At 59.2% G+C, this 18,878-nt stretch carries 17 protein-coding genes and 1 pseudogene; 8 read left to right on the forward strand and 10 right to left on the reverse strand.

Going from position 1 to position 18,878, the window contains the following annotated elements:
• Window positions 1-20: 20 nt before the first annotated feature.
• The gene (locus HBH25_RS08605; RefSeq protein ID WP_168083475.1) at window positions 21-1,310 is read right to left on the reverse strand and encodes an MFS transporter; all 1,290 of its coding nucleotides are present in this window, start codon (window positions 1,308-1,310) and stop codon (window positions 21-23) included.
• Between the two features lie 209 nt (window positions 1,311-1,519).
• On the opposite strand from HBH25_RS08605, the gene HBH25_RS08610 reads away from it, so the two are divergent.
• Together HBH25_RS08610 and HBH25_RS08615 are read left to right on the forward strand one after the other, a co-directional pair.
• Complete coding sequence (locus tag HBH25_RS08610) at window positions 1,520-1,921, forward strand: acyl-CoA thioesterase (RefSeq protein WP_168083476.1); 402 nt, start codon at window positions 1,520-1,522, stop codon at window positions 1,919-1,921.
• Window positions 1,922-1,978: 57 nt separating this feature from the next.
• The gene (locus HBH25_RS08615; RefSeq protein ID WP_168083477.1) at window positions 1,979-2,875 is read left to right on the forward strand and encodes a D-hexose-6-phosphate mutarotase; all 897 of its coding nucleotides are present in this window, start codon (window positions 1,979-1,981) and stop codon (window positions 2,873-2,875) included.
• 92 nt (window positions 2,876-2,967) lie between these two features.
• Here HBH25_RS08615 and HBH25_RS08620 read toward each other — a convergent pair whose 3' ends face one another.
• From HBH25_RS08620 to HBH25_RS08640, 5 genes are all read right to left on the reverse strand, one after another.
• A complete protein-coding gene (locus HBH25_RS08620) occupies window positions 2,968-3,501 on the reverse strand; it encodes a DUF3299 domain-containing protein (RefSeq protein WP_168083478.1) in 534 nt (177 codons plus the stop codon).
• A gap of 57 nt (window positions 3,502-3,558) precedes the next feature.
• Window positions 3,559-3,804 (reverse strand): GlsB/YeaQ/YmgE family stress response membrane protein, encoded by a 246-nt coding sequence (locus HBH25_RS08625; RefSeq protein ID WP_168083479.1) that lies wholly within the window; start codon window positions 3,802-3,804, stop codon window positions 3,559-3,561.
• 99 nt (window positions 3,805-3,903) lie between these two features.
• The gene (locus tag HBH25_RS08630) at window positions 3,904-4,986 is read right to left on the reverse strand and encodes a 5-(carboxyamino)imidazole ribonucleotide synthase (RefSeq protein WP_168083480.1); all 1,083 of its coding nucleotides are present in this window, start codon (window positions 4,984-4,986) and stop codon (window positions 3,904-3,906) included.
• A gap of 2 nt (window positions 4,987-4,988) precedes the next feature.
• Complete coding sequence (gene purE, locus HBH25_RS08635; protein ID WP_168083481.1) at window positions 4,989-5,480, reverse strand: 5-(carboxyamino)imidazole ribonucleotide mutase; 492 nt, start codon at window positions 5,478-5,480, stop codon at window positions 4,989-4,991.
• Between the two features lie 165 nt (window positions 5,481-5,645).
• Window positions 5,646-6,545 (reverse strand): LysR substrate-binding domain-containing protein, encoded by a 900-nt coding sequence (locus HBH25_RS08640; RefSeq protein WP_168083482.1) that lies wholly within the window; start codon window positions 6,543-6,545, stop codon window positions 5,646-5,648.
• A 174-nt stretch (window positions 6,546-6,719) separates the two neighbouring features.
• Between HBH25_RS08640 and HBH25_RS08645 the strand changes: the two genes are divergently transcribed.
• The 3 genes from HBH25_RS08645 (at window position 6,720) to HBH25_RS08655 (ending at window position 10,795) form a co-directional block, all read left to right on the forward strand.
• Complete coding sequence (locus HBH25_RS08645; RefSeq protein WP_168083483.1) at window positions 6,720-8,144, forward strand: aspartate ammonia-lyase; 1,425 nt, start codon at window positions 6,720-6,722, stop codon at window positions 8,142-8,144.
• A gap of 227 nt (window positions 8,145-8,371) precedes the next feature.
• Window positions 8,372-9,787: an alanine/glycine:cation symporter family protein gene (locus HBH25_RS08650; RefSeq protein WP_168083484.1), complete on the forward strand. Its 1,416-nt coding sequence runs from the start codon at window positions 8,372-8,374 to the stop codon at window positions 9,785-9,787.
• Between the two features lie 3 nt (window positions 9,788-9,790).
• Window positions 9,791-10,795 (forward strand): asparaginase, encoded by a 1,005-nt coding sequence (locus HBH25_RS08655; protein ID WP_168083485.1) that lies wholly within the window; start codon window positions 9,791-9,793, stop codon window positions 10,793-10,795.
• 34 nt (window positions 10,796-10,829) lie between these two features.
• Here HBH25_RS08655 and pdxR read toward each other — a convergent pair.
• Window positions 10,830-12,321, reverse strand: a pseudogene (gene pdxR, locus HBH25_RS08660) (MocR-like pyridoxine biosynthesis transcription factor PdxR).
• A gap of 97 nt (window positions 12,322-12,418) precedes the next feature.
• On the opposite strand from pdxR, the gene HBH25_RS08665 reads away from it, so the two are divergent.
• From HBH25_RS08665 to HBH25_RS08675, 3 genes are read left to right on the forward strand one after another with little or no spacing between them, the layout of a single operon-like run.
• A complete protein-coding gene (locus HBH25_RS08665; RefSeq protein WP_168083486.1) occupies window positions 12,419-13,078 on the forward strand; it encodes an FMN-binding negative transcriptional regulator in 660 nt (219 codons plus the stop codon).
• Complete coding sequence (locus HBH25_RS08670; RefSeq protein WP_168083487.1) at window positions 13,075-13,521, forward strand: GNAT family N-acetyltransferase; 447 nt, start codon at window positions 13,075-13,077, stop codon at window positions 13,519-13,521. The genes HBH25_RS08665 and HBH25_RS08670 overlap by 4 nt, the downstream gene beginning before the upstream one ends.
• 8 nt (window positions 13,522-13,529) lie before the next feature.
• Window positions 13,530-14,204 (forward strand): GNAT family N-acetyltransferase, encoded by a 675-nt coding sequence (locus HBH25_RS08675; protein WP_168083488.1) that lies wholly within the window; start codon window positions 13,530-13,532, stop codon window positions 14,202-14,204.
• Between the two features lie 55 nt (window positions 14,205-14,259).
• Here the strand turns inward: HBH25_RS08675 and HBH25_RS08680 are convergent, their stop codons facing one another.
• The 3 genes from HBH25_RS08680 to HBH25_RS08690 form a co-directional block, all read right to left on the reverse strand.
• Window positions 14,260-15,579, reverse strand: a complete 1,320-nt coding sequence (locus HBH25_RS08680; protein WP_168083489.1) for an MFS transporter — start codon at window positions 15,577-15,579, stop codon at window positions 14,260-14,262.
• Window positions 15,580-15,742: 163 nt separating this feature from the next.
• The gene (locus HBH25_RS08685; protein WP_168083490.1) at window positions 15,743-17,071 is read right to left on the reverse strand and encodes a sigma-54-dependent transcriptional regulator; all 1,329 of its coding nucleotides are present in this window, start codon (window positions 17,069-17,071) and stop codon (window positions 15,743-15,745) included.
• A complete protein-coding gene (locus HBH25_RS08690; protein ID WP_168083491.1) occupies window positions 17,068-18,813 on the reverse strand; it encodes a sensor histidine kinase in 1,746 nt (581 codons plus the stop codon). Before HBH25_RS08690 ends, HBH25_RS08685 begins: the two co-directional genes overlap by 4 nt.
• Between the last annotated feature and the right edge of the window lie 65 nt (window positions 18,814-18,878).

Below are 18,878 nucleotides of genomic sequence, written 5' to 3' on the forward strand. Positions count from 1 at the left end.
CTGCAAGCGGCCAGTTTCCCTCACTGCCGGCGAGCCATTAGTGCAAGGCCTACGCAAAAGCCCAGTACACACAACCCAGCCACGTACCAAGCGGCGCCCATAGGGTTGCTTTTCATCAGCCAGGTCACGGCCAATGGCGTAAGCCCACCGAAGATGGCATAGGCCACGTTGTAGGAAAATGACAGGCCGGTGAATCGAACCGCAGGTGGAAAGGCTTTAACCATTACGTAAGGTACGGCGCCGATCACCCCAACGCACAAGCCCGTGACAGCGTACAGCGGAAAGAGCCAGTCCGGGTGCGCTTGCAGGCTGTGGTAGAAGGTCCAGGAACTTATCCCCAGCGCCAGGCTACCTAGCGTGAACACCCTGCCTGCACCGAAGCGGTCCGCCAGGCTACCTGCCATGATGCAGCCCAGGCTGAGCAGCACGATTGCCAGGCTGTTGGCCTGCAACGAGACCTTGGCAGGGAAGCCATATACCTTTTGCAGCAACGTAGGGGTCATGAGAATGACCACCACAATCCCTGCCGATAGCATCCACGTGAGCAACATGGACAGCACTACCGCCCCGCGGTGGTTACGCAATACGGTATTGAGCGGCATTTGATCGGCCAACGCCTTGCGTTGCTGCATCTCAGCAAAGATTGGCGTTTCATGCAGCCAGCGGCGCAAATACACCGAGAACAGCCCGAACACGCCGCCCAGCACGAACGGGATTCGCCATGCGTAAGCGATGACTTCTTCGGGTGCAAACAGGCTGTTGATCAGCGTGGCTACCAACGACCCCAACAGAATGCCGCTGGTGAGGCCACAGGTCAGCGTGCCGCAGGCATAGCCGATGTTACGGCCCGGCACATGCTCAGACACAAATACCCAGGCACCTGGCACTTCACCCCCGATAGCAGCACCCTGAATCACTCGAAGTACCAGAAGCAATACCGGCGCGGCAAAGCCGATTTGCGCATAAGTGGGCAATAACCCCATGCACAGGGTAGGCAAGGCCATCATGAAGATGCTCAAGGTGAACATTTTCTTGCGGCCCAGCAGGTCGCCGAAGTGAGCCATTACGATGCCACCCAGTGGGCGGGCCAAGTAGCCAGCAGCAAAAATGCCGAAAGACTGCATGCCTTTGAGCCACTCCGGCATGTCGGGTGGGAAGAACAGTTGGCTGACGACAACAGCGAAGAATACAAAGATGACGAAGTCGTAGAATTCCAGCGCGCCCCCGAGGGCCGATAGCGACAATGTCTTGTAATCATTACGGTTCAGCGGGCGCGTAGACAGCGCGGCGCTGGAAGGCGCGGTGCTCATGAGGTGCATTCTCTTGTTGATCGCATTCGGCAGCAGGCTGCGCCGGAACACAAGTACCGGCCGGGGGAAGATAGCAAATTGCTTTACCCTGCACATATATCTGTGATTGAACGGTTATGTACGGGCACATCGCTCTATATACTGGTCCCAATAGCTATAACTGATTACTGCGTGATCATTTCGAAGTGATGGGTCCGAGGCCCCCCGGCATGATTGAACTCGAACAAGAAGATCCTATTCCCCAAGGCGACCTCGCCTTGCAAATTACGGCCTTGCCCAGGGAAACCAATGGCTTTGGCGATATCTTTGGTGGCTGGCTGGTGTCCCAGATGGACCTGGCAGGCACTGCTATGGCCAGCAAGGTAGCAGGTGGCCGTGTAGCGACCGTGTCCATTGACCGCATGGCGTTTCTGGTGCCGGTGCCAGTGGGGGCGCAATTGTCCTTCTACACCCAGACCCTGGAAATCGGGCGCAGCTCTATCCAGATGATGGTAGAAGTGTGGAGTGATGACCCCCTTTCCAGCGAATGGCGCAAGGTGACCGAGGCGGTGTTTGTCTTCGTGGCCATCGATGGCAGCGGCCGCACGCGCAGTGTTCCGCCCAGGCGTTAAACTTGTGAGAGTGCCCGAGGTCAACGCCACACTCTCATCAGGTATCGAGGAAGCGATATGTCGACCCCTACGCTGGAAAAGCTCAAACAGGGCGAACTGGACATCTGGCAGGTAAAGACCGACCACGCGGAGCTGCTGGTGGCCGAGCAAGGCGCACAGGTACTGAGTTACACGCGTACGGGCGAACAACCACTGATCTGGCTCAACGACCATGCCGAGTTCAAGCAAGGTAAGGCCATCCGCGCGGGCGTGCCTGTGTGCTGGCCATGGTTCGGCAACCTGGCGCGTAACCCGCAGGCTATTCAGGGCATGCGCGAAGGCACAGACGCCGCACCGTCCCATGGCTTGGTGCGTACGCTCAAGTGGGCGGTAGATTCCCACGTTGAAGGCCAGAAAGTCACCCTGGTGTTCACCCTCCCCGAAGCCGACGGCCAGTTACCAGGATGGCCCCATGCCGCCCGCCTGGAACTCCGGATCGTACTGGATGAAACCCTGAGCCTTTCCTTGACTACGCTCAACCTAGGGGTGGAGCCACTGCACCTCAGCCAGGCCTTGCATACGTATTTCGCCGTAAGCGATGTGCGCCAGGTGGCTGTTGAGGAGGTAGCAGGGCTGGAGTACATCGAAACGCTGGAAGACTGGGAGCAGCGTACCCAGGAAGGGCGTTTGGAAGTCACGGGTGAAACAGATCGCGTTTACCTCGACACCCCTGCGCGCCTTAGCATTGCCGACAGCGAATGGAAGCGTCGCATTCTTATCGACACCCAAGGCTCGGCCAGTGCTGTCATCTGGAACCCCTGGATCGAACGGGCTGCCGCACTGCCCGATATGGATAACAATGGCTGGCAACGTATGTTCTGCATCGAAACCGCCAATGTGCTGGCCGACGCCAAAACCCTCGGCCCTGGCGAGTCTCATACGCTGGCCGTAACCATTTCCAGCGAGGCGTTGTAACCGTTTCGGGCTTCTGCCTCCACAAGGCCGAGGCCGGGAACCTGGGATGACGCGGTACGGCGGCTAGCCGAGTTCGCCCGCTACGCAGGCTCCTACAGGTCCTTTTCTTCCACAACACGGACCTTGCTGGCATCCATCGCGTATGCAGCATCAGCAAGGTCGTTGTTTACCGTCTCTACTTTGAGCGTGCCAATGGCCCACAGGGGCGTATAGATATCGCTCAGCTTAAGCCCTTTAGGGTAGCGGATGAGGATAAGCTGGTTGGGCGGTGGCGGCGGAACGTGAATGCAGGCACCTGGGTATGGCACCAGAAAGAACAGGGTGCTTCGTCCCTTGCTATCGGTTTCCAACGGCACAGGGTAGCCACCGATGCGAATGGTCTTGCCATTGAGGGCAGGTACTGTCTTGGTGGAGTACATCACCGCCGGCAGCCCCTTGGGGTTCTTCAATCCGCCTTTTGCAGTGAAAGCGCCATCGGCTTCCGGAGTGTTATGGTCGATTTCAGGCATGTCCTCCAGCGCCTTCTGGTCCGACTTCGGCATCAAGGCCAGCCAGTCGGTTTCCGGCGGTTCACCCCAGGCCAGGGTGCAAAAGGACAACAGGCAGGCAAGTAGAGCAGCGCGCATGGCGGAAGCATCCGGAAGCAGGGGGCCAGATTCTAGCCCCCGGATTCGGAAAGGGTGTTAATCCTTTTTGATCATGCCGTAGATCACCAGCAGAACGATCGCGCCCACCAGTGCGCCAAGGAAGCCTGCGCCTTCACCTGCACGGTAGATGCCCAGTGCCTGGCCACCGTAGGTTGCCGCCAGCGAACCACCGATGCCGAGCAGGATGGTCATGATCCAGCCCATGCTGTCATCGCCAGGCTTGAGGAAACGTGCCAGCAGGCCAACGATGAAGCCGATTACGATAGTGCCGATGATACCCATGGATTAAGCCCCTTTTCTCAAGAACAAGGCCAGTAGCAGGGCTACCGGCGCCTTGCAATGAGAGGGCTGGGCTTTGCGGAGGTTCCGCCTCGGTGTGTATCAGTTGCCAATCAGGGCCTGCACCTTGGCAATGCCGGCCTGAAGTGCAGAGGCATCGGCGGTACGAACCGTTGCATGCCCTACTTTACGGCCCGGTTTGAACGCCTTGCCATAGTGATGCAGATGGCAGCCTTGAATCGCAACGGCCTGCTCAACCGGAGGGACTTCGCCAATAAAGTTGAGCATTGCGCTTTCACCTACCTTGGCAGTGGACCCCAGTGGCAACCCGGCAATGGCACGCAGGTGATTTTCGAACTGGCTGCACTCCGCGCCCTCGATGGTCCAGTGGCCGGAGTTGTGTACCCGAGGTGCGATCTCGTTGGCCTTCAGCCCACCGCCCACTTCGAAGAATTCGAAGGCCAGCACCCCTACGTAGTCCAGTGCATTCAGCACACGGCCTACGTAGTCCTCGGCCAAGGCCTGGAGTGGATGCTCATCGCTGGCTACGGACAGCTTGAGAATGCCAGCGTCGTGGGTGTTGTGCACCAACGGGTAGAAACGGGTTTCACCGTCACGTGCACGTACCGCCACCAGCGAAACTTCACCCGTAAACGGTACGAACCCTTCCAGCAGGCAGGGCACGCTGCCCAGCTCGGCAAAGGTACCTGCCACGTCGGTGGCGCTGCGCAGCACCTTCTGGCCCTTGCCGTCGTAACCCAGCGTACGGGTTTTCAGCACTGCTGGCAGGCCAATGTTGGCCACGGCAGCTTCCAGGTCGGCCTGAGACTGAATATCGGCAAACTCAGGTGTAGGAATGCCCAGTTCGCGGAACAGGCTTTTTTCGAACCAGCGGTCACGTGCGATTCGCAGGGCCTGTGCACTGGGATACACCGGTACGAATTGCGAAAGAAAATCGACGGTTTCCGCCGGCACGCTTTCGAACTCGAAGGTCACCAGGTCTACGCTGTCTGCCAGTTGACGCAAATGGGTTTCGCTTGAGTAATCCGCTTGTACATGCTCACCCAGGCCTGCCGCGCACGCATCGGCCGCCGGGTCCAGAAAAGCAAAGCGCATGCCCAGGGGCGTACCTGCCAAGGCAAGCATCCGGCCAAGCTGGCCACCACCGATAACACCGATTTTCATGCTCAGGCCTCGCGAGGGTCCGGGTTGTCCAGCACCGTAGTGGTTTGTTCGGTGCGGAAACGCACCAGCGCGTCGTGGAACTGGGGGTACTTGCCGCCCAGGATACTGGCAGCCAGCAAGGCAGCGTTAATGGCGCCGGCCTTGCCAATGGCCAGAGTAGCGACTGGAATGCCAGCAGGCATTTGAACGATGGACAGCAGCGAGTCCACACCTGAGAGCATCGACGACTGCACTGGTACGCCCAGCACTGGCAAGTGTGTCTTGGCAGCACACATGCCAGGCAGATGCGCCGCGCCACCAGCGCCAGCAATGATGACCTCCAGGCCACGGTCTTCGGCCTCGGCTGCGTACTGGAACAGCAGATCCGGGGTGCGATGCGCGGAGACGACTTTCACCTCGTAGGCGATGCCGAGCTTGTCCAGCATATCGGCGGTGTGGCTAAGGGTGGACCAATCGGACTTGGAGCCCATGATCACGCCAACCAGTGCACTCATCGTCGAGCCTCTTTCATTTCGGGCGCCCGTGGCGCGTCGGAAAATAACAAGCCACGCGGCATACGCGTGGCTTGGCTTGGGTTCGCAGGCCAGGTCACTCACCGGCCGAAGGCCGCGCAGTATACCCTATAGCCCCTTTAAAATGCGCACACGTGGCCCCCTGCTTCAGGCCAACGGCGCTTCAAGCTTGCGCCACAGCAGGCGCACACTGGCCTTGCGTACCAGCGAACAGCGGTACAGCCTTATTTCAAGCGGTACATGCCACTGTGGCCCACCGCATATCACCAGCTCACCGCGCTTGAGCTCTGCCGTCACGTTCAACCGAGGTACCCAGGCGACGCCCAGGCCTTGGAGGGCCATTGCCTTGAGGCTATCGGCCATGGCTGTTTCGTACACAGTGGTGTAGCGCAAGGCACGCTGGCGCAGCAAGGCATTGACCGAACGGCCCAGGAACGCCCCTGCACTGTAGGCAAGCAGGGGCAAGGTGCCGCCGCTATCCAGGTTGTGCAGTGGGTGGCCTTGCTCGTCCACCGAACAGACAGGCAGCATTTCTGTAGCACCCAAGTGCAGTGAAGGGAAGATTTCAGGGTCCATCTGAAGCGTGGCTTCCGGGTCGTAGAAGGCCAACATAATGTCGCACCCGCCTTCCCTCAGCGCATGAATGGCGTCGCCCACGTTGGTGGCCACCAACCGTGTTGCCATAGGCATGCCTTCGTTGCGCAGCTTTGCAATCCAGCCTGGGAAAAACCCTAAGGCAAGCGAGTGGGCAGCCGCTACCTGCACCACTTCACCTGAGCCGCCTTCCAAATGATGTAAATGACGCAATACCTCCCCTACCTGATCCACCACATTGCGCGCGGTGATGAGAAAAAGCTGCCCGGCCTCGGTCAATTCCACCGGCGTCTTGGCGCGGTTGACCAGGGTTAACCCTAAAGCGGCTTCAAGGCTGCGAATACGACGGCTGAATGCAGGTTGCGTGACAAAACGCCGTTCCGCCGCTTGGGAAAAGCTTCGGGTGGCAGCCAGTGCGGTGAGGTCTTCGAGCCATTTCGTTTCGAGGTTCATGTCAGGCAACTTCCTTCCGGCGCCATACGCTTCGGGGCGACCATTCGTCACACCTACTGTTATGCCGTTTGTGCATGGGCCAGCGCGCAACGGCATTGGCCGCATTATTGCCTTAAAGCGCAGTATTAGCAGCATTCCGGTGTTTACCGGGTTCATTCAGAGCTGATCGCTATCATGTCCTCCGCTGCATCTTCGCGTATCGAAAAAGACCTTCTCGGCACCCTTGAAGTCCCTGCAGATGCCTATTTCGGCATCCAGACCCTTCGCGCCGTGAACAACTTTCGGCTGTCTGGCGTTCCCCTGGCGCACTACCCCAAGCTGGTGGTCGCCCTGGCAATGGTCAAACAGGCTGCCGCCGATGCCAACCGCGAACTGGGCCACCTTAGCGCCAGCAAGCACGCGGCAATCAGCGAAGCCTGTGCGCGAATCATCCGTGGCGATTTCCATGACCAGTTCGTTGTGGACATGATCCAGGGCGGTGCCGGTACGTCCACCAACATGAATGCCAACGAAGTGATCGCCAACATCGGCTTGGAGGCCATGGGCAAGCAAAAGGGTGAGTACCAGTACCTGCACCCTAACAATGACGTGAACATGGCGCAGTCCACTAACGACGCCTACCCTACAGCCATCCGCCTAGGTCTGCTGCTCGGCCATGACGCCCTGCTGGCTAGCCTGGACAGCCTGATCCAGGCCTTTGCGGCCAAAGGGGACGAGTTTGCCCATGTGCTGAAAATGGGCCGTACGCAATTGCAGGATGCCGTACCCATGACCTTGGGCCAGGAATTCCGCGCCTTCGCCACCACCTTGGGCGAAGACCTTCAACGGCTGCGTACGCTGGCGCCAGAGCTGCTGACTGAAGTGAACCTGGGCGGCACGGCCATCGGTACTGGCATCAACGCCGACCCGCGCTATCAGCATGCAGCCGTCGCCCGCCTGGCCCTCATCAGCGGCCAGCCCCTGGTGCCAGCAGCCGACTTGATCGAAGCCACCTCGGACATGGGTGCTTTCGTACTGTTCTCCGGCATGCTCAAGCGTACTGCCGTAAAACTGTCCAAGATCTGCAACGATCTGCGCCTGCTGTCCAGTGGCCCACGTACCGGCATCAACGAGATCAACCTGCCCGCCCGCCAACCTGGCAGCTCCATCATGCCTGGCAAGGTGAACCCGGTGATTCCAGAAGCCGTGAACATGGTCGCCTTCGAGATCATGGGCAACGACCTGGCCTTGACCATCGCCGCCGAGGGCGGTCAGTTGCAGCTCAACGTGATGGAGCCCTTGATTGCCTACAAAATCTTCGACTCCATCCGCACCCTTCAACGCGCCATGGACATGCTTCGCGAGCATTGCGTAGTGGGTATCACGGCTAACGAACAACGCTGCCGGGAACTGGTTGAACATTCTATCGGCCTGGTCACTGCCCTTAACCCTTATATCGGTTATGAGAACGCCACCCGCATCGCCCGTGTTGCCTTGGAAACCGGCCGTGGGGTACTGGAACTGGTGCGTGAGGAAGCCCTGCTGGACGATGCCATGCTGGCTGACATCCTGCGCCCGGAAAACATGATCGCGCCTCGGCTGGTACCGCTCAAAGCCTGAAGACACACCTGCCTCACCAGGTTGAGGGCCTAGACACCCCTCTCCTTTGCGAGCCCCTTACGGGGCTCTTTTTTTGCCTCATTTTAGGACCGTTCGGCGAAATAAGCAGTTATCTGACCTACGCATGCACCAAGGCTGGGCAGACGATGGCGCGATTCGCGGGTATAGTGCGCCACTTTTGTCGGTGCCAGTGGAAACGCTGCCCGCTACCAACACGAGGAAACAATATGCTTGGAGTCCTGAACGACTTCCTGTCCGGCAAAGTGCTGATCGTGCTGATCGTTGGGCTGGGCGGCTACTTCACGTTGCGCTCGCGCTTCGTCCAGCTTCGCCATTTTCCCCACATGTTCAGCGTGTTCGCGGACAGCCTGCGTAGCAGCTCCAGCCAGCTCAGCTCTTTTCAGGCCCTGATGCTCAGCCTCGCAGGCCGGGTAGGCGCCGGTAACATTGCCGGTGTAGGCGTTGCCGTAACCTTAGGTGGCCCGGGCGCTGTATTCTGGATGTGGGTCACAGCTCTGGTCGGCATGGCCAGCAGCTTCTTCGAATGTTCGTTGGCACAGCTGTACAAGCGCTGCGACGACGATGGCCAATACCGCGGTGGCCCTTCGTTCTATATCCAGCACGGCCTAGGCAAGCGCTGGCTGGGTATGGTCATGGCGGCGCTGTTGCTGCTGACCTTCGGCTTTGCCTTCAATGGGCTGCAATCCCACGCGGTCACTACCTCGTTGAACGATGCCTTCGGCTTTGATGTGAAGTACTCCGGCCTGGCCCTGGCTGTGCTGATGGCGTTGGTCTTCATCGGTGGCATCAAGCGTATCGCCAAGGTGGCTGACCTGCTGGTGCCCGTCAAAACCCTGGCCTACATCGCCGTTACCCTGTATGTGATCGTGCTGCAGTTCGACCACGTGCCAATGATGCTTGCCACTATCGTGAAAAGCGCACTGGGCCTTGACCCGGTGTTCGGTGGCCTGGTGGGCAGTGCCATTGTGCTGGGTGTGAAGCGTGGCGTATTTGCCAACGAAGCGGGCCTGGGCAGCGCGCCCAACGTGGCAGCCGTGGCGGAAGTGCGCCACCCGGTAGCCCAAGGCGTAGTACAGGCATTCAGCGTGTTTCTGGACACCTTCGTGATCTGTACCTGCACGGCCTTGCTGATCCTCCTGTCAGGTGTATACGGCACCAGCTTCGACGGCAACGGTATTGTGCTGGCACAGGATTCGCTCGCTGCGGTCGTCGGCCCCTGGGGCAAGGTGTTCATCAGCGTTGCACTGGCGCTGTTCGTATTCACGTCCATGCTCTACAACTATTACCTTGGCGAGAACAACCTGCGTTTCCTGGGCGGTGGCAAGAAAACCATTATCGCCTACCGTGTGATCGTGCTGGCATTGGTGGTGTGGGGCGCGATCGAAAACCTGGAAACGGTGTTTGCTTTTGCCGACCTCACCATGACCCTATTGGCGCTGGTGAACCTTACGGCCTTGTTCCTGCTGTTCAAGGTGGGCTTGCGCCTGTTGCGTGACTATGACGACCAGCGGGCTGCCGGCGTTAAAACCCCCGTGTTCGACCCGGCCCAATATGCCGACCTGGACCTGGATGCGCGCGCCTGGCCACCCAAGGCCGATTCACACACTGTTGACCGGAGCTGACCTATGCCCCTCGCCCAGCCCGCGCGCCATATCAGAGTGCTGTACACCGGCGGTACCATTGGCATGGCCGCCAGCGCCAGTGGCCTGGTCCCCGCTGGCGGCTTTGAGCAGCGAATGCAAAGCAGGCTGGCAGAAACCGGGTTGCATACCGCAGCCTGGTCATTCGAAGAAATGCAGCCGCTGATCGACAGCGCCAATATGGAGCCGGCTTACTGGCAGCAGTTGCGTACAGCTATTGTGCGGGCTGTGGATGTGGAGGGCTGTGACGCCGTCATGGTACTGCACGGCACTGACACCTTGGCCTATAGCGCGGCAGCACTGAGCTTTCAGCTGATTGGCCTGCCGGTACCGGTGGTTTTCACCGGCAGTATGCTGCCCGCCGGCGTGCCAGACAGCGACGCCTGGGAAAACGTTGAAGGTACCCTGGCTGCACTGTCCCAAGGCGTGCTTGCGGGGGTATGGCTGTACTTCCACGGCCAGCTGATGCTGCCTACCCGCTGCGCCAAGGTACGTAGCAGTGGGCGCGGCGCTTTTGCCCCGCTCATGCGGGACCAAGCCCCCGTTGCCATAGCGCCACTGCCTTCGCAACTGCATTACCAGCAACCCAAGGTGTTGGCCAAGGTCGCTGCCCTGCCCTTGGTGCCAGGCTTCGATCCTGCCTGGCTGGTAGCGTTGGCCCAGTCGGGCGTTCAAGGGCTGGTGCTGGAGTGCTATGGCAGTGGCACTGGCCCGGGCGACAACCCTGCTTTCCTGGCAGCCTTGCGTCAGGTTCGCGCTGAGGGCGTGGTGGTGGTTGCCGTGACCCAATGCCAGCAAGGGGGCGTGGTATTCGATGTGTACGAAGCCGGTAGCCGTTTGCGTGACGCGGGCGTGGTTGCCGGCGGCGGTATGACACGCGAAGCCGCCTTGGGCAAGCTTCACGGGTTGTTGGGTATTGGCCTGGAGACCGATGACGTAGCACGTTTGCTGGGCGTAGACCTGTGCGGTGAGCTGTCAGGCACGCGTTAGGCACCTCCCCTCCACCTGCAAAGACCTGCAAGGCTCAAACCTTGCACGCCTCCAGCCCCCAGGCCACTCGCAGCCGCTCGACAGCGGCAGCGATGGCCGCCTCCTCCACGCCAGCAAACCCTAGGACCAGCCCGCTGCACTTGCCCGCAGGCTCTGCCGTATTGGGCAGCCAATAATGGCTCAGGGGCTGAATTTGCACACCAGCCTGATGGGCCAGCCTGACCAACTCTGTTTCTCTTGCCAAGGTATCAACTGCGACTTTGACGTGCAGCCAGCAAGGTATCCCTGCGGCGCAGCGCTGCTTTTCGCATTCGCCGGATATGCCGTTGGAAATGCCCGCGCGCCATGAATTGCGCCATTACCCATTGGCTGGCCACCTCGGAGTGCCGCATATCGATAGCCCGGCGCTGAGCGAACGCGGGCGCCAGCACCTGTGGCAATACAAGGTAGCCAAGCCGTAGAGCAGGGAACGCCACCTTGCCAAAGGTGCCGATGTAGAGCACTCGACCATTAGGGTCCAGGGCAGCAAGCGGGGCCAAGGGGGCACCGCTGTAGCGATACTCACCGTCATAATCATCTTCAATGATCCAGGCACCTGTTTGCCGTGCCCAGTCCAGCAGCTGTAGCCGACGTGCCAGGCTCAGAGTCACGCCTGTGGGATACTGATGTGCCGGTGTCACGTAGGCCACTTTGCATGTTGCCGTGTGCATCAACTCATCACAACGCAACCCATCCTCGTCCACGCCAATACCCACCACTTCAGCGCCTGCGCTTGCCAATGCATGGCCGGCAGCGCGGTAGCCTGGGTTTTCCACAGCGGCACGGTCACCCGGCTGCAACAGCAGCTGTGCACAAAGGCTAATAGCCTGTTGCGCCCCGCAGGTGACTACTATCTGATCAGCGCTGCACACCAAGCCGCGAGAAGTACGTAGATAAGCCGCTATTCTTTCGCGAAGGCTGGCATCACCTGCAGCCTGTTGATAACTCAGTAAGGCAAGGTCAGGCTTTCGCCAGAAAGTGCTATAGAGCTTGCCCCACACGTCGAAAGGAAAGAGGTCGAAGGCAGGTATGCCTACCTAAAATGCGTGCGGGATGCCAGATTCAGGCAGAGGAATGGGCCGTGTCAGTGCTTGCCTGAAGGCGGGCGTGTCAACAGGCGTACTGGATGAAAATACAGGCCTATCTGTGGGTAAACCTGTGTACAACCCCCCTCCAAAACCTGTGGACAAGTTTGTGGATGAATCTGAAATGCCAGTACTTTCAGTCGCTGTAGACGAGGGCCTAGCAACATAGGTCCCTGCCCCCACCTTAGCCTCTGTAAAGCCCTCTACCAGCAGCTGCTCATACGCATTTATCACGGTATTGCGAGACACCCCTAGGGAGCGTGCCAGTGCCCTGCTGGCAGGCAGGCGCGCACCGGCTGGTAATCGGCCGTCAAGTACAAGGTCACGCAGCTGCTCATAGCGTTGGTGTACCAGGCCACGGCCTGGGGCCAGGATGAAGCCGCATGGGTCAAAATCCAACATTCGCTCCCTTGATTGGCCCCATGAACATAGCCATTAATGGACCTTACGGTAGGCCAATTCCGCTCATAGCATAGCCTATCCATAGTGAGGGCCTGCCATGTACCTACCTAACGCCTTTCGTGAATCCGACCCGGAAACCCTTTACCAGATCATCCAGACCTGCGGCCTTGCCTTGTTAGTGACACAGAGCGATGAAGGCCTGCTGGCCAACCATGTACCTTTGCTGTTGACCCACGAAGGCGAGCGCACGCTGCTTCATGGCCACTTGGCCAAGGCCAACTTACAGTGGAAGCACCTTGCCCAAGGTACACCTGCGCTGGTGGTGTTCAGTGGGCCAGAGGCGTATGTCAGCCCAGGCTTTTATCCCAGCAAAATCGACAACCCGAGTGTGGTACCCACTTGGAACTATGTGTCCGTGCAAGCCCAAGGAACCCCAGAAGTCTTTCATGACCCTGAGCGCCTTTATGCGCTGGTCAAGCAGTTGACCCAACGCCATGAACGCCACAGCGCTGAACCCTGGGCAATCAGCGATGCGCCGCAGGCCTATATCCAGAACATGCTCAAGGCCATTGTTGGGTTTTCCATCACTGTCGATCGGCTCGAAGGCAAACGCAAGCTCAGCCAGAACCGCAGCGTGGCAGACCAGCAAGGGGTGGCCCAGCAGCTGGCCGCTAGTCGTCATGCCACAGACCAGGCGCTGGCTGCAGCGATGGCCTTCGGCACTCAAGTGCACTTATCAGGAGGTATTCCCCTATGAGCACCATTGACATCCGGCCTGTGCAAGCGAAGGATCAGCCTTTCTGGCATGCACTTTGGAAGGCCTACCAGCAGTTCTATGAGGTAAACATTCCAGACGCTGTTTCGGCGACCACGTGGCAGCGTATTCTGAACGCCCATGAACCCATCAACGCTGCCCTCGCCTGGCAGGATGGGCAGGCCGTAGGCTTGGTGCACTGGATCTTTCACCGTTCCTGCTGGACCGTAGAGAACTCCTGTTACCTGCAGGATCTAATCGTGGACAAAAGCCAGCGTGGCGGTGGCATTGGTCGTCAACTGATCGAATACGTGTATGCCCAGGCCAGAACCGCCGGCTGTACGAAGGTCCATTGGCTGACCCACGAAACCAACACCACCGCTATTGCGCTGTATGAGCAGATTGCAGAGCAACCGGGTTTCATTCAATTTCGCAAAGCCCTCTAGGAGCCGTTATGGTAAGCCCCGCAATGATCTGGAAGCCGGTAAAGGCCCCCGTCGCTGAGACCACAGAAGGGACCTACATCCGGCTGGAAAAACTGGTGCCCGCGCGCCACAGCGAAGACTTGTGGGATGTTCTGGTAGGCCCAGGCGCAGATCCTCTGTTCTGGGATTTTCTGCCTTACGGCCCTTTCAATGACCGGGAACTGTTCGATATCTGGCTGGACAGCTATGCCATCAGCAACGATCCGCTTGGGTTCTGTGTGGTCGACAAGCAAACAGGCAAAGCCGAGGGCGTACTGAGCCTGATGTCCATCGTGCCGGCGCACGGCCGTATTGAGATTGGCCATGTGGCCTTCGGCGCCCCGATGCAGCGCACACCCAAGGGCACTGAAGCCATTTACTTGCTGGCTCAACAGGTGTTCGACGCAGGCTATCGCCGTGTTGAATGGAAATGTGACAACCGCAATGAGCGCTCTCGCCGTGCCGCAGCTCGCTTTGGCTTCACGCCCGAGGGTGTATTCCGCCAGCACATGGTGGTCAAGAACCACAACCGCGATACGGCTTGGTTCTCACTGTTGGATTCCCAGTGGCCAGCCGTCAAAGAAGGGTTTGAAGCCTGGCTGGCGCCAGAAAACTTCAAGGATGGAAAGCAGGTGAAAACGCTGGAGGCATTGCGGGGGCTTTAATGAAGGCGCCCAAACCAGAGGCCAGCGCCCGGCAGGCGCTGGCCGATACCTAGGCTCAGTCGGTTTCGATACGCGAATGGTGGCGAGTGTCCTTCATGAACACATACACCAGCAGCGAGATGAAGATACAGGCCGTTACATACCAGTAGTAACCGCTTTCCATGCCTGCTTGCTTGAATTGCAAGGCCACCAGCTCAGCGGTACCGCCGAAGATCGATACGGTCAAGGCATACGGCAGGCCAACGCCTAGGGCCCGTACTTCTGCAGGGAACAGCTCTGCTTTCACTACAGCGTTGATCGAGGTATAGCCACTCACGATCACCAGTGCTGCCATGATTAGCCAGAAGGCACCCCACAGCGTGCTGACAGTATTCAGCGTATTGAGAATGGGGTAGGTGCACAGGGTACCCAATATGCCGAAGGCAATAAGGATAGGCCGGCGGCCAACGCGGTCAGACAAAGCTCCTACCACTGGCTGCAGGCACATGAACAGGAACAGGGTAGCGGCAGAGATCAGGGTGGAGTCCGCCTTGGTCATGCCAACGCTGTTCACCAGGTATTTCTGCATGTACGTGGTGTAGGTGTAGAACGCCAGCGTACCGCCCATGGTAAGGCCTACAACGGTTGCCAATTCCCGCGGATGACGCATCAGCGCACGGAAGGCGCTTTCCTTTTTCTCCTTGGTAGCAGTGGCCTTGAACGATGCGGTTTCTTCCATGCCACGGCGCAGGTACAGCGCTGCGACTGCACACATGGCGCCGATCACGAACGGTACACGCCAGCCCCAGGCATGCAATTGCTCTTCAGTCAGCGTTTGCTGCAGGACAATCAGCACAGCCAAAGCAATGAGCTGGCCAGAAATAAGCGTGACGTACTGGAAGCTGGACCAGAACCCACGGTTACGCTGGCTGGCCATTTCGCTCAGATAGGTCGCGGACGTACCGTACTCTCCTCCTACGGACAAGCCTTGCAGCAGCCTGGCGACTACCAGCAGTACGGGGGCGGCTACACCGATGGTGTCATAACCAGGCGTAAGCGCGATGATCAGCGAGCCGAAGCACATCAACAGTACCGAGGCCAGCAACGCCGCCTTGCGGCCCTTGCGGTCGGCATACACGCCCATCATCCAGCCGCCAATGGGGCGCATAAGGAAGCCCACGGCAAAAATAGCAGCCGTGTTGAGCAGCTGGGCAGTGGAATCTCCCTTGGGGAAAAACACGGAGGAGAAATACAGCGAAAATGCAGCGTAGGTGTACCAGTCGTACCACTCGACCAGGTTACCCACCGAGCCACTGAAAATGGACTTGAGCCGAGAGCTGGGGGTTTTGGGAGCAGCTGCGCTGGTGGCACCTGCGGATGAGGCAATCGTATTCATCGCATGGAGTCTCTTATTGTTGTTACACACCGGTACGGGCGCGGACACAGACTCTTCTGCATAGGCCATGCCAGCCTTCAAACGCCCTATTTAAAGGGCGAAGGGCAAGCTGGTAAGCGGAAAACCGCTCGAAGGCGCATTGTAATAGGCGGATTTTTGCCGATCAGTTAAGGAAGCTTTCACGCACCAAACCATGGCGCTGCATTTTTTCGTTAAGGGTTCGGCGAGGCATTTGCAGCTGTTCCATCACGGCTTTGATGTCTCCCTTGTGACGCGCCAAGGCACTGCGCAGGCATTGTGCTTCGAACTGCTCCACCTGCTCGGCCAAGGACGACTCCTGAGCCGCAGGCGCAGCGTTACCGAGCCCCAGCGCGTGCCGCTCGGCAGCATTGGCCAACTCTCGCACATTACCTGGCCAACTATGCCCCAGTAGCTCGGCCAGCGCTGAATGCGGCAACAAGGGTGGCTCACGGCCTACCCGAACGGCGGCTTGACGAGCAAAGTGCTCGAACAGCAGTGCGATATCCTCACGACGCTGACGTAACGGGGGAACATGCAGCTCCGCCACATTCAACCGGTAGGCCAGGTCCTCCCTGAACAAACCATCGCGCGCCAGGGCCAGCAAATCGGGCTTGGTGGCCGCCACAATGCGCAGGTCCACCTCAACACTGCGGTTGCCCCCCAACGGCTCCAGCTTGCGCTCTTGCAGAACACGCAACAATTTGGCCTGCTGGGCCAGGGGCAGGCTTTCTATTTCATCGAGAAAGAGCGTACCGCCGTTGGCATATTCCAGCTTACCTACACGTTTACCCTGGGCCCCGGTAAAGGCTCCGCTCTCATGCCCGAACAGCTCGGCTTCAAACAGAGTTTCAGGAATCGCGGCACAGTTGAGTGCTACGAAAGGCCCTTTGGCCCGCGGGCTGAAGTCGTGAAGGCACTGGGCAACCAGTTCCTTGCCGCTTCCGGTTTCGCCTCGAATCAGCACGTTTACGGGCAGCCCTGCCATGTTCAGCAACTGATCGCGCAGCCGAACCATGGCCTGCCCTGCCCCTAACAACCGTGCTTGAAGCTCAGCCTGTTGCCCGACCTGCTGATGCAACTGACGGTTTTCCAATACCAGCCGGCGCTTTTCAAGCGCGCGGTGCAGGGCATGCAAAAGGGCTTCAGGGTCGAAGGGCTTTTCAATGAAGTCGTAGGCACCGTCACGCAGGGCAGACACCGCCATGGGTACATCGCCATGCCCCGTAAGCAGAATGACTGGCAACCCAGGGTCTTGCCGCTGGGCTTGTGCCAGCAGCCCAAGGCCATCGAGCCCAGGCATGCGCACATCACTCACAATGGCCCCGGCCGGTATGTGCAGCGCTGCCGCCAGGCAAGCTTCGGCACGGTCGAACGTGTGTACCTTGAGGCCTGAGAGGGTGAGGAACTGCTCGATGGACGCACGGATGCTGGCTTCGTCGTCGACGACCAGAATGGGTAGGTCAAGGCTCATGACGGGCATACCTCCTGGGCGAGCGGCAGATAAAGGGTAAAACGGGCTCCGGGTGACAGGTTTTCAGCCTCCAGGCGGCCTTGATGATCCTGCACGATGGAAGCGGATACGGCTAACCCCAGCCCCAGCCCTTCACCCGCTGGCTTAGTGGTGAAAAAAGGCTCGAACAAATGCACCAGATCCTCCTGTGTAATGCCTTGCCCCGTATCCTCTACCGTAAGGCGCCACTGCGAAGGTTGCGCGTGCAGGGTAAGGGTTAGCCGCTTTAAGGGTTGGCCAGCCATGGCATCGATTGCATTGCGTAGCAAATTGATCAATACCTGCTCCAAGCGTATGGGATCGCCTAAGACCCACGCGGGACGAGGCAGGTCCACCACCACCTCCACAGCTTCCTGAGTAAGCCGAGCATTGAGCAGCTGCAGGGCCTGATCGATCACTAACGCCAGGTCCAGGCGTTCGCGCAGCCCTTTGGGGCTTTTGCGGGCGAATGTTTTAAGGTGCTGCGTCAGCGCGTTCATGCGCTGCAGCATTTGTTCGAAAGGTAGCAGAGCTGCCCTGGCCTCCTCCAGCCGACCGTGATCCAGAAGCAAACGCAAGCTGGCCAGTTGCATGCGCTGCGTGGTCAATGGTTGGTTGATTTCGTGGGCCAGCGTTGCAGACATCTGGCCCAAGGCCGCCAGCTTGGTCGATTGTATGAGGCCCTCTTGGGCCGTGAGCAGGTCTCGGGTACGTTCATCCACGAGGCGTTCCAGCTCGCGCTGGGTGTTACGTCGTAGACGGGCCAGGCGCAGGCGTTGATAGCCGAACAGCAGCCCAAAGATGACACACAGCCAGGCACTTGCAGCCCCCAGCGCCGCGTTGCGCTGGCTGTCGTAGTCCTCTTGGCGTGGGCGCAGCAGGTGCAGGGTCCAGCCTTCGCTTGGCAGCGGCATCGATTTCCACAGGTAGGTTTCATCTTCAAGCTGTGCCAGCCGGCTATTGGCCGCCAGGGTTTGCACAGAGGTCAACCCAAGCGGCTCCAGAGATTGCCGGTGGTATTGACGCGTCTGTGCCAGCGCCTGACGATCGGCTTCGCTCAAGGGTTGCAGCAAGTGATAGCGCCAGCGCGGGTTACTGGCCAGGAACACTACGCCGCGTGAATCGCTGACCATCAGCAGGTCACTGTCCTGCTGCCATTGGTGTTCCACCTGTGGAAACTCCAGCTTCACGACCACGGCGCCTAGAAACTGGCCGCTGTCATCGGTAATGGCGCTAGACAGGAAATACCCTGGCACACCGCTGGTGACGCCTACCGCGTAGAAGCGACCTGTCCCTTGAGTGCGTGTCTGCAGGAAATACGGCCGAAACGCATAGTTATGCCCCACGTAGCTGTAAGGTGTGCGCCAGTTGCTGGCTGCTACGGCCCAACCGTTGCGATCAAGCAGCTCCAGCGTCGAGGACTGAGCCGCATTGTTGATCTGCTCCAGCTTGATGTTGAGTTCCTGCTGCCGCTGGGCGCTGGCTGGCCGGCGCAAGGCATCCACGAGCTCCGGGTCCAGTGCCAGCACGGCTGGCAACGCACGATAGCGTTCGATCAAGGTGCCCAGGTTATTGGCGTACAGGTTCAAGCGCTGTTCGGACAGCCTCGAATCTTCGAGCAAGGCATCTCGGGAGGCATGGCGCATGGCGAGCGAAGCACTGATCAAGGTGCCAACGAACACCACGATCAGAATGAGGGCCAGACGCAAATGTCGGTAGGTCATGATGTAACCCCGAATACAGGCCCCAAGGGCGGCGCCTGTAAAGGGGGAGCAGCGTATACCAGTTG

The organism is Pseudomonas quercus (assembly GCF_012033695.1).
Classification (GTDB): domain Bacteria; phylum Pseudomonadota; class Gammaproteobacteria; order Pseudomonadales; family Pseudomonadaceae; genus Aquipseudomonas; species Aquipseudomonas quercus.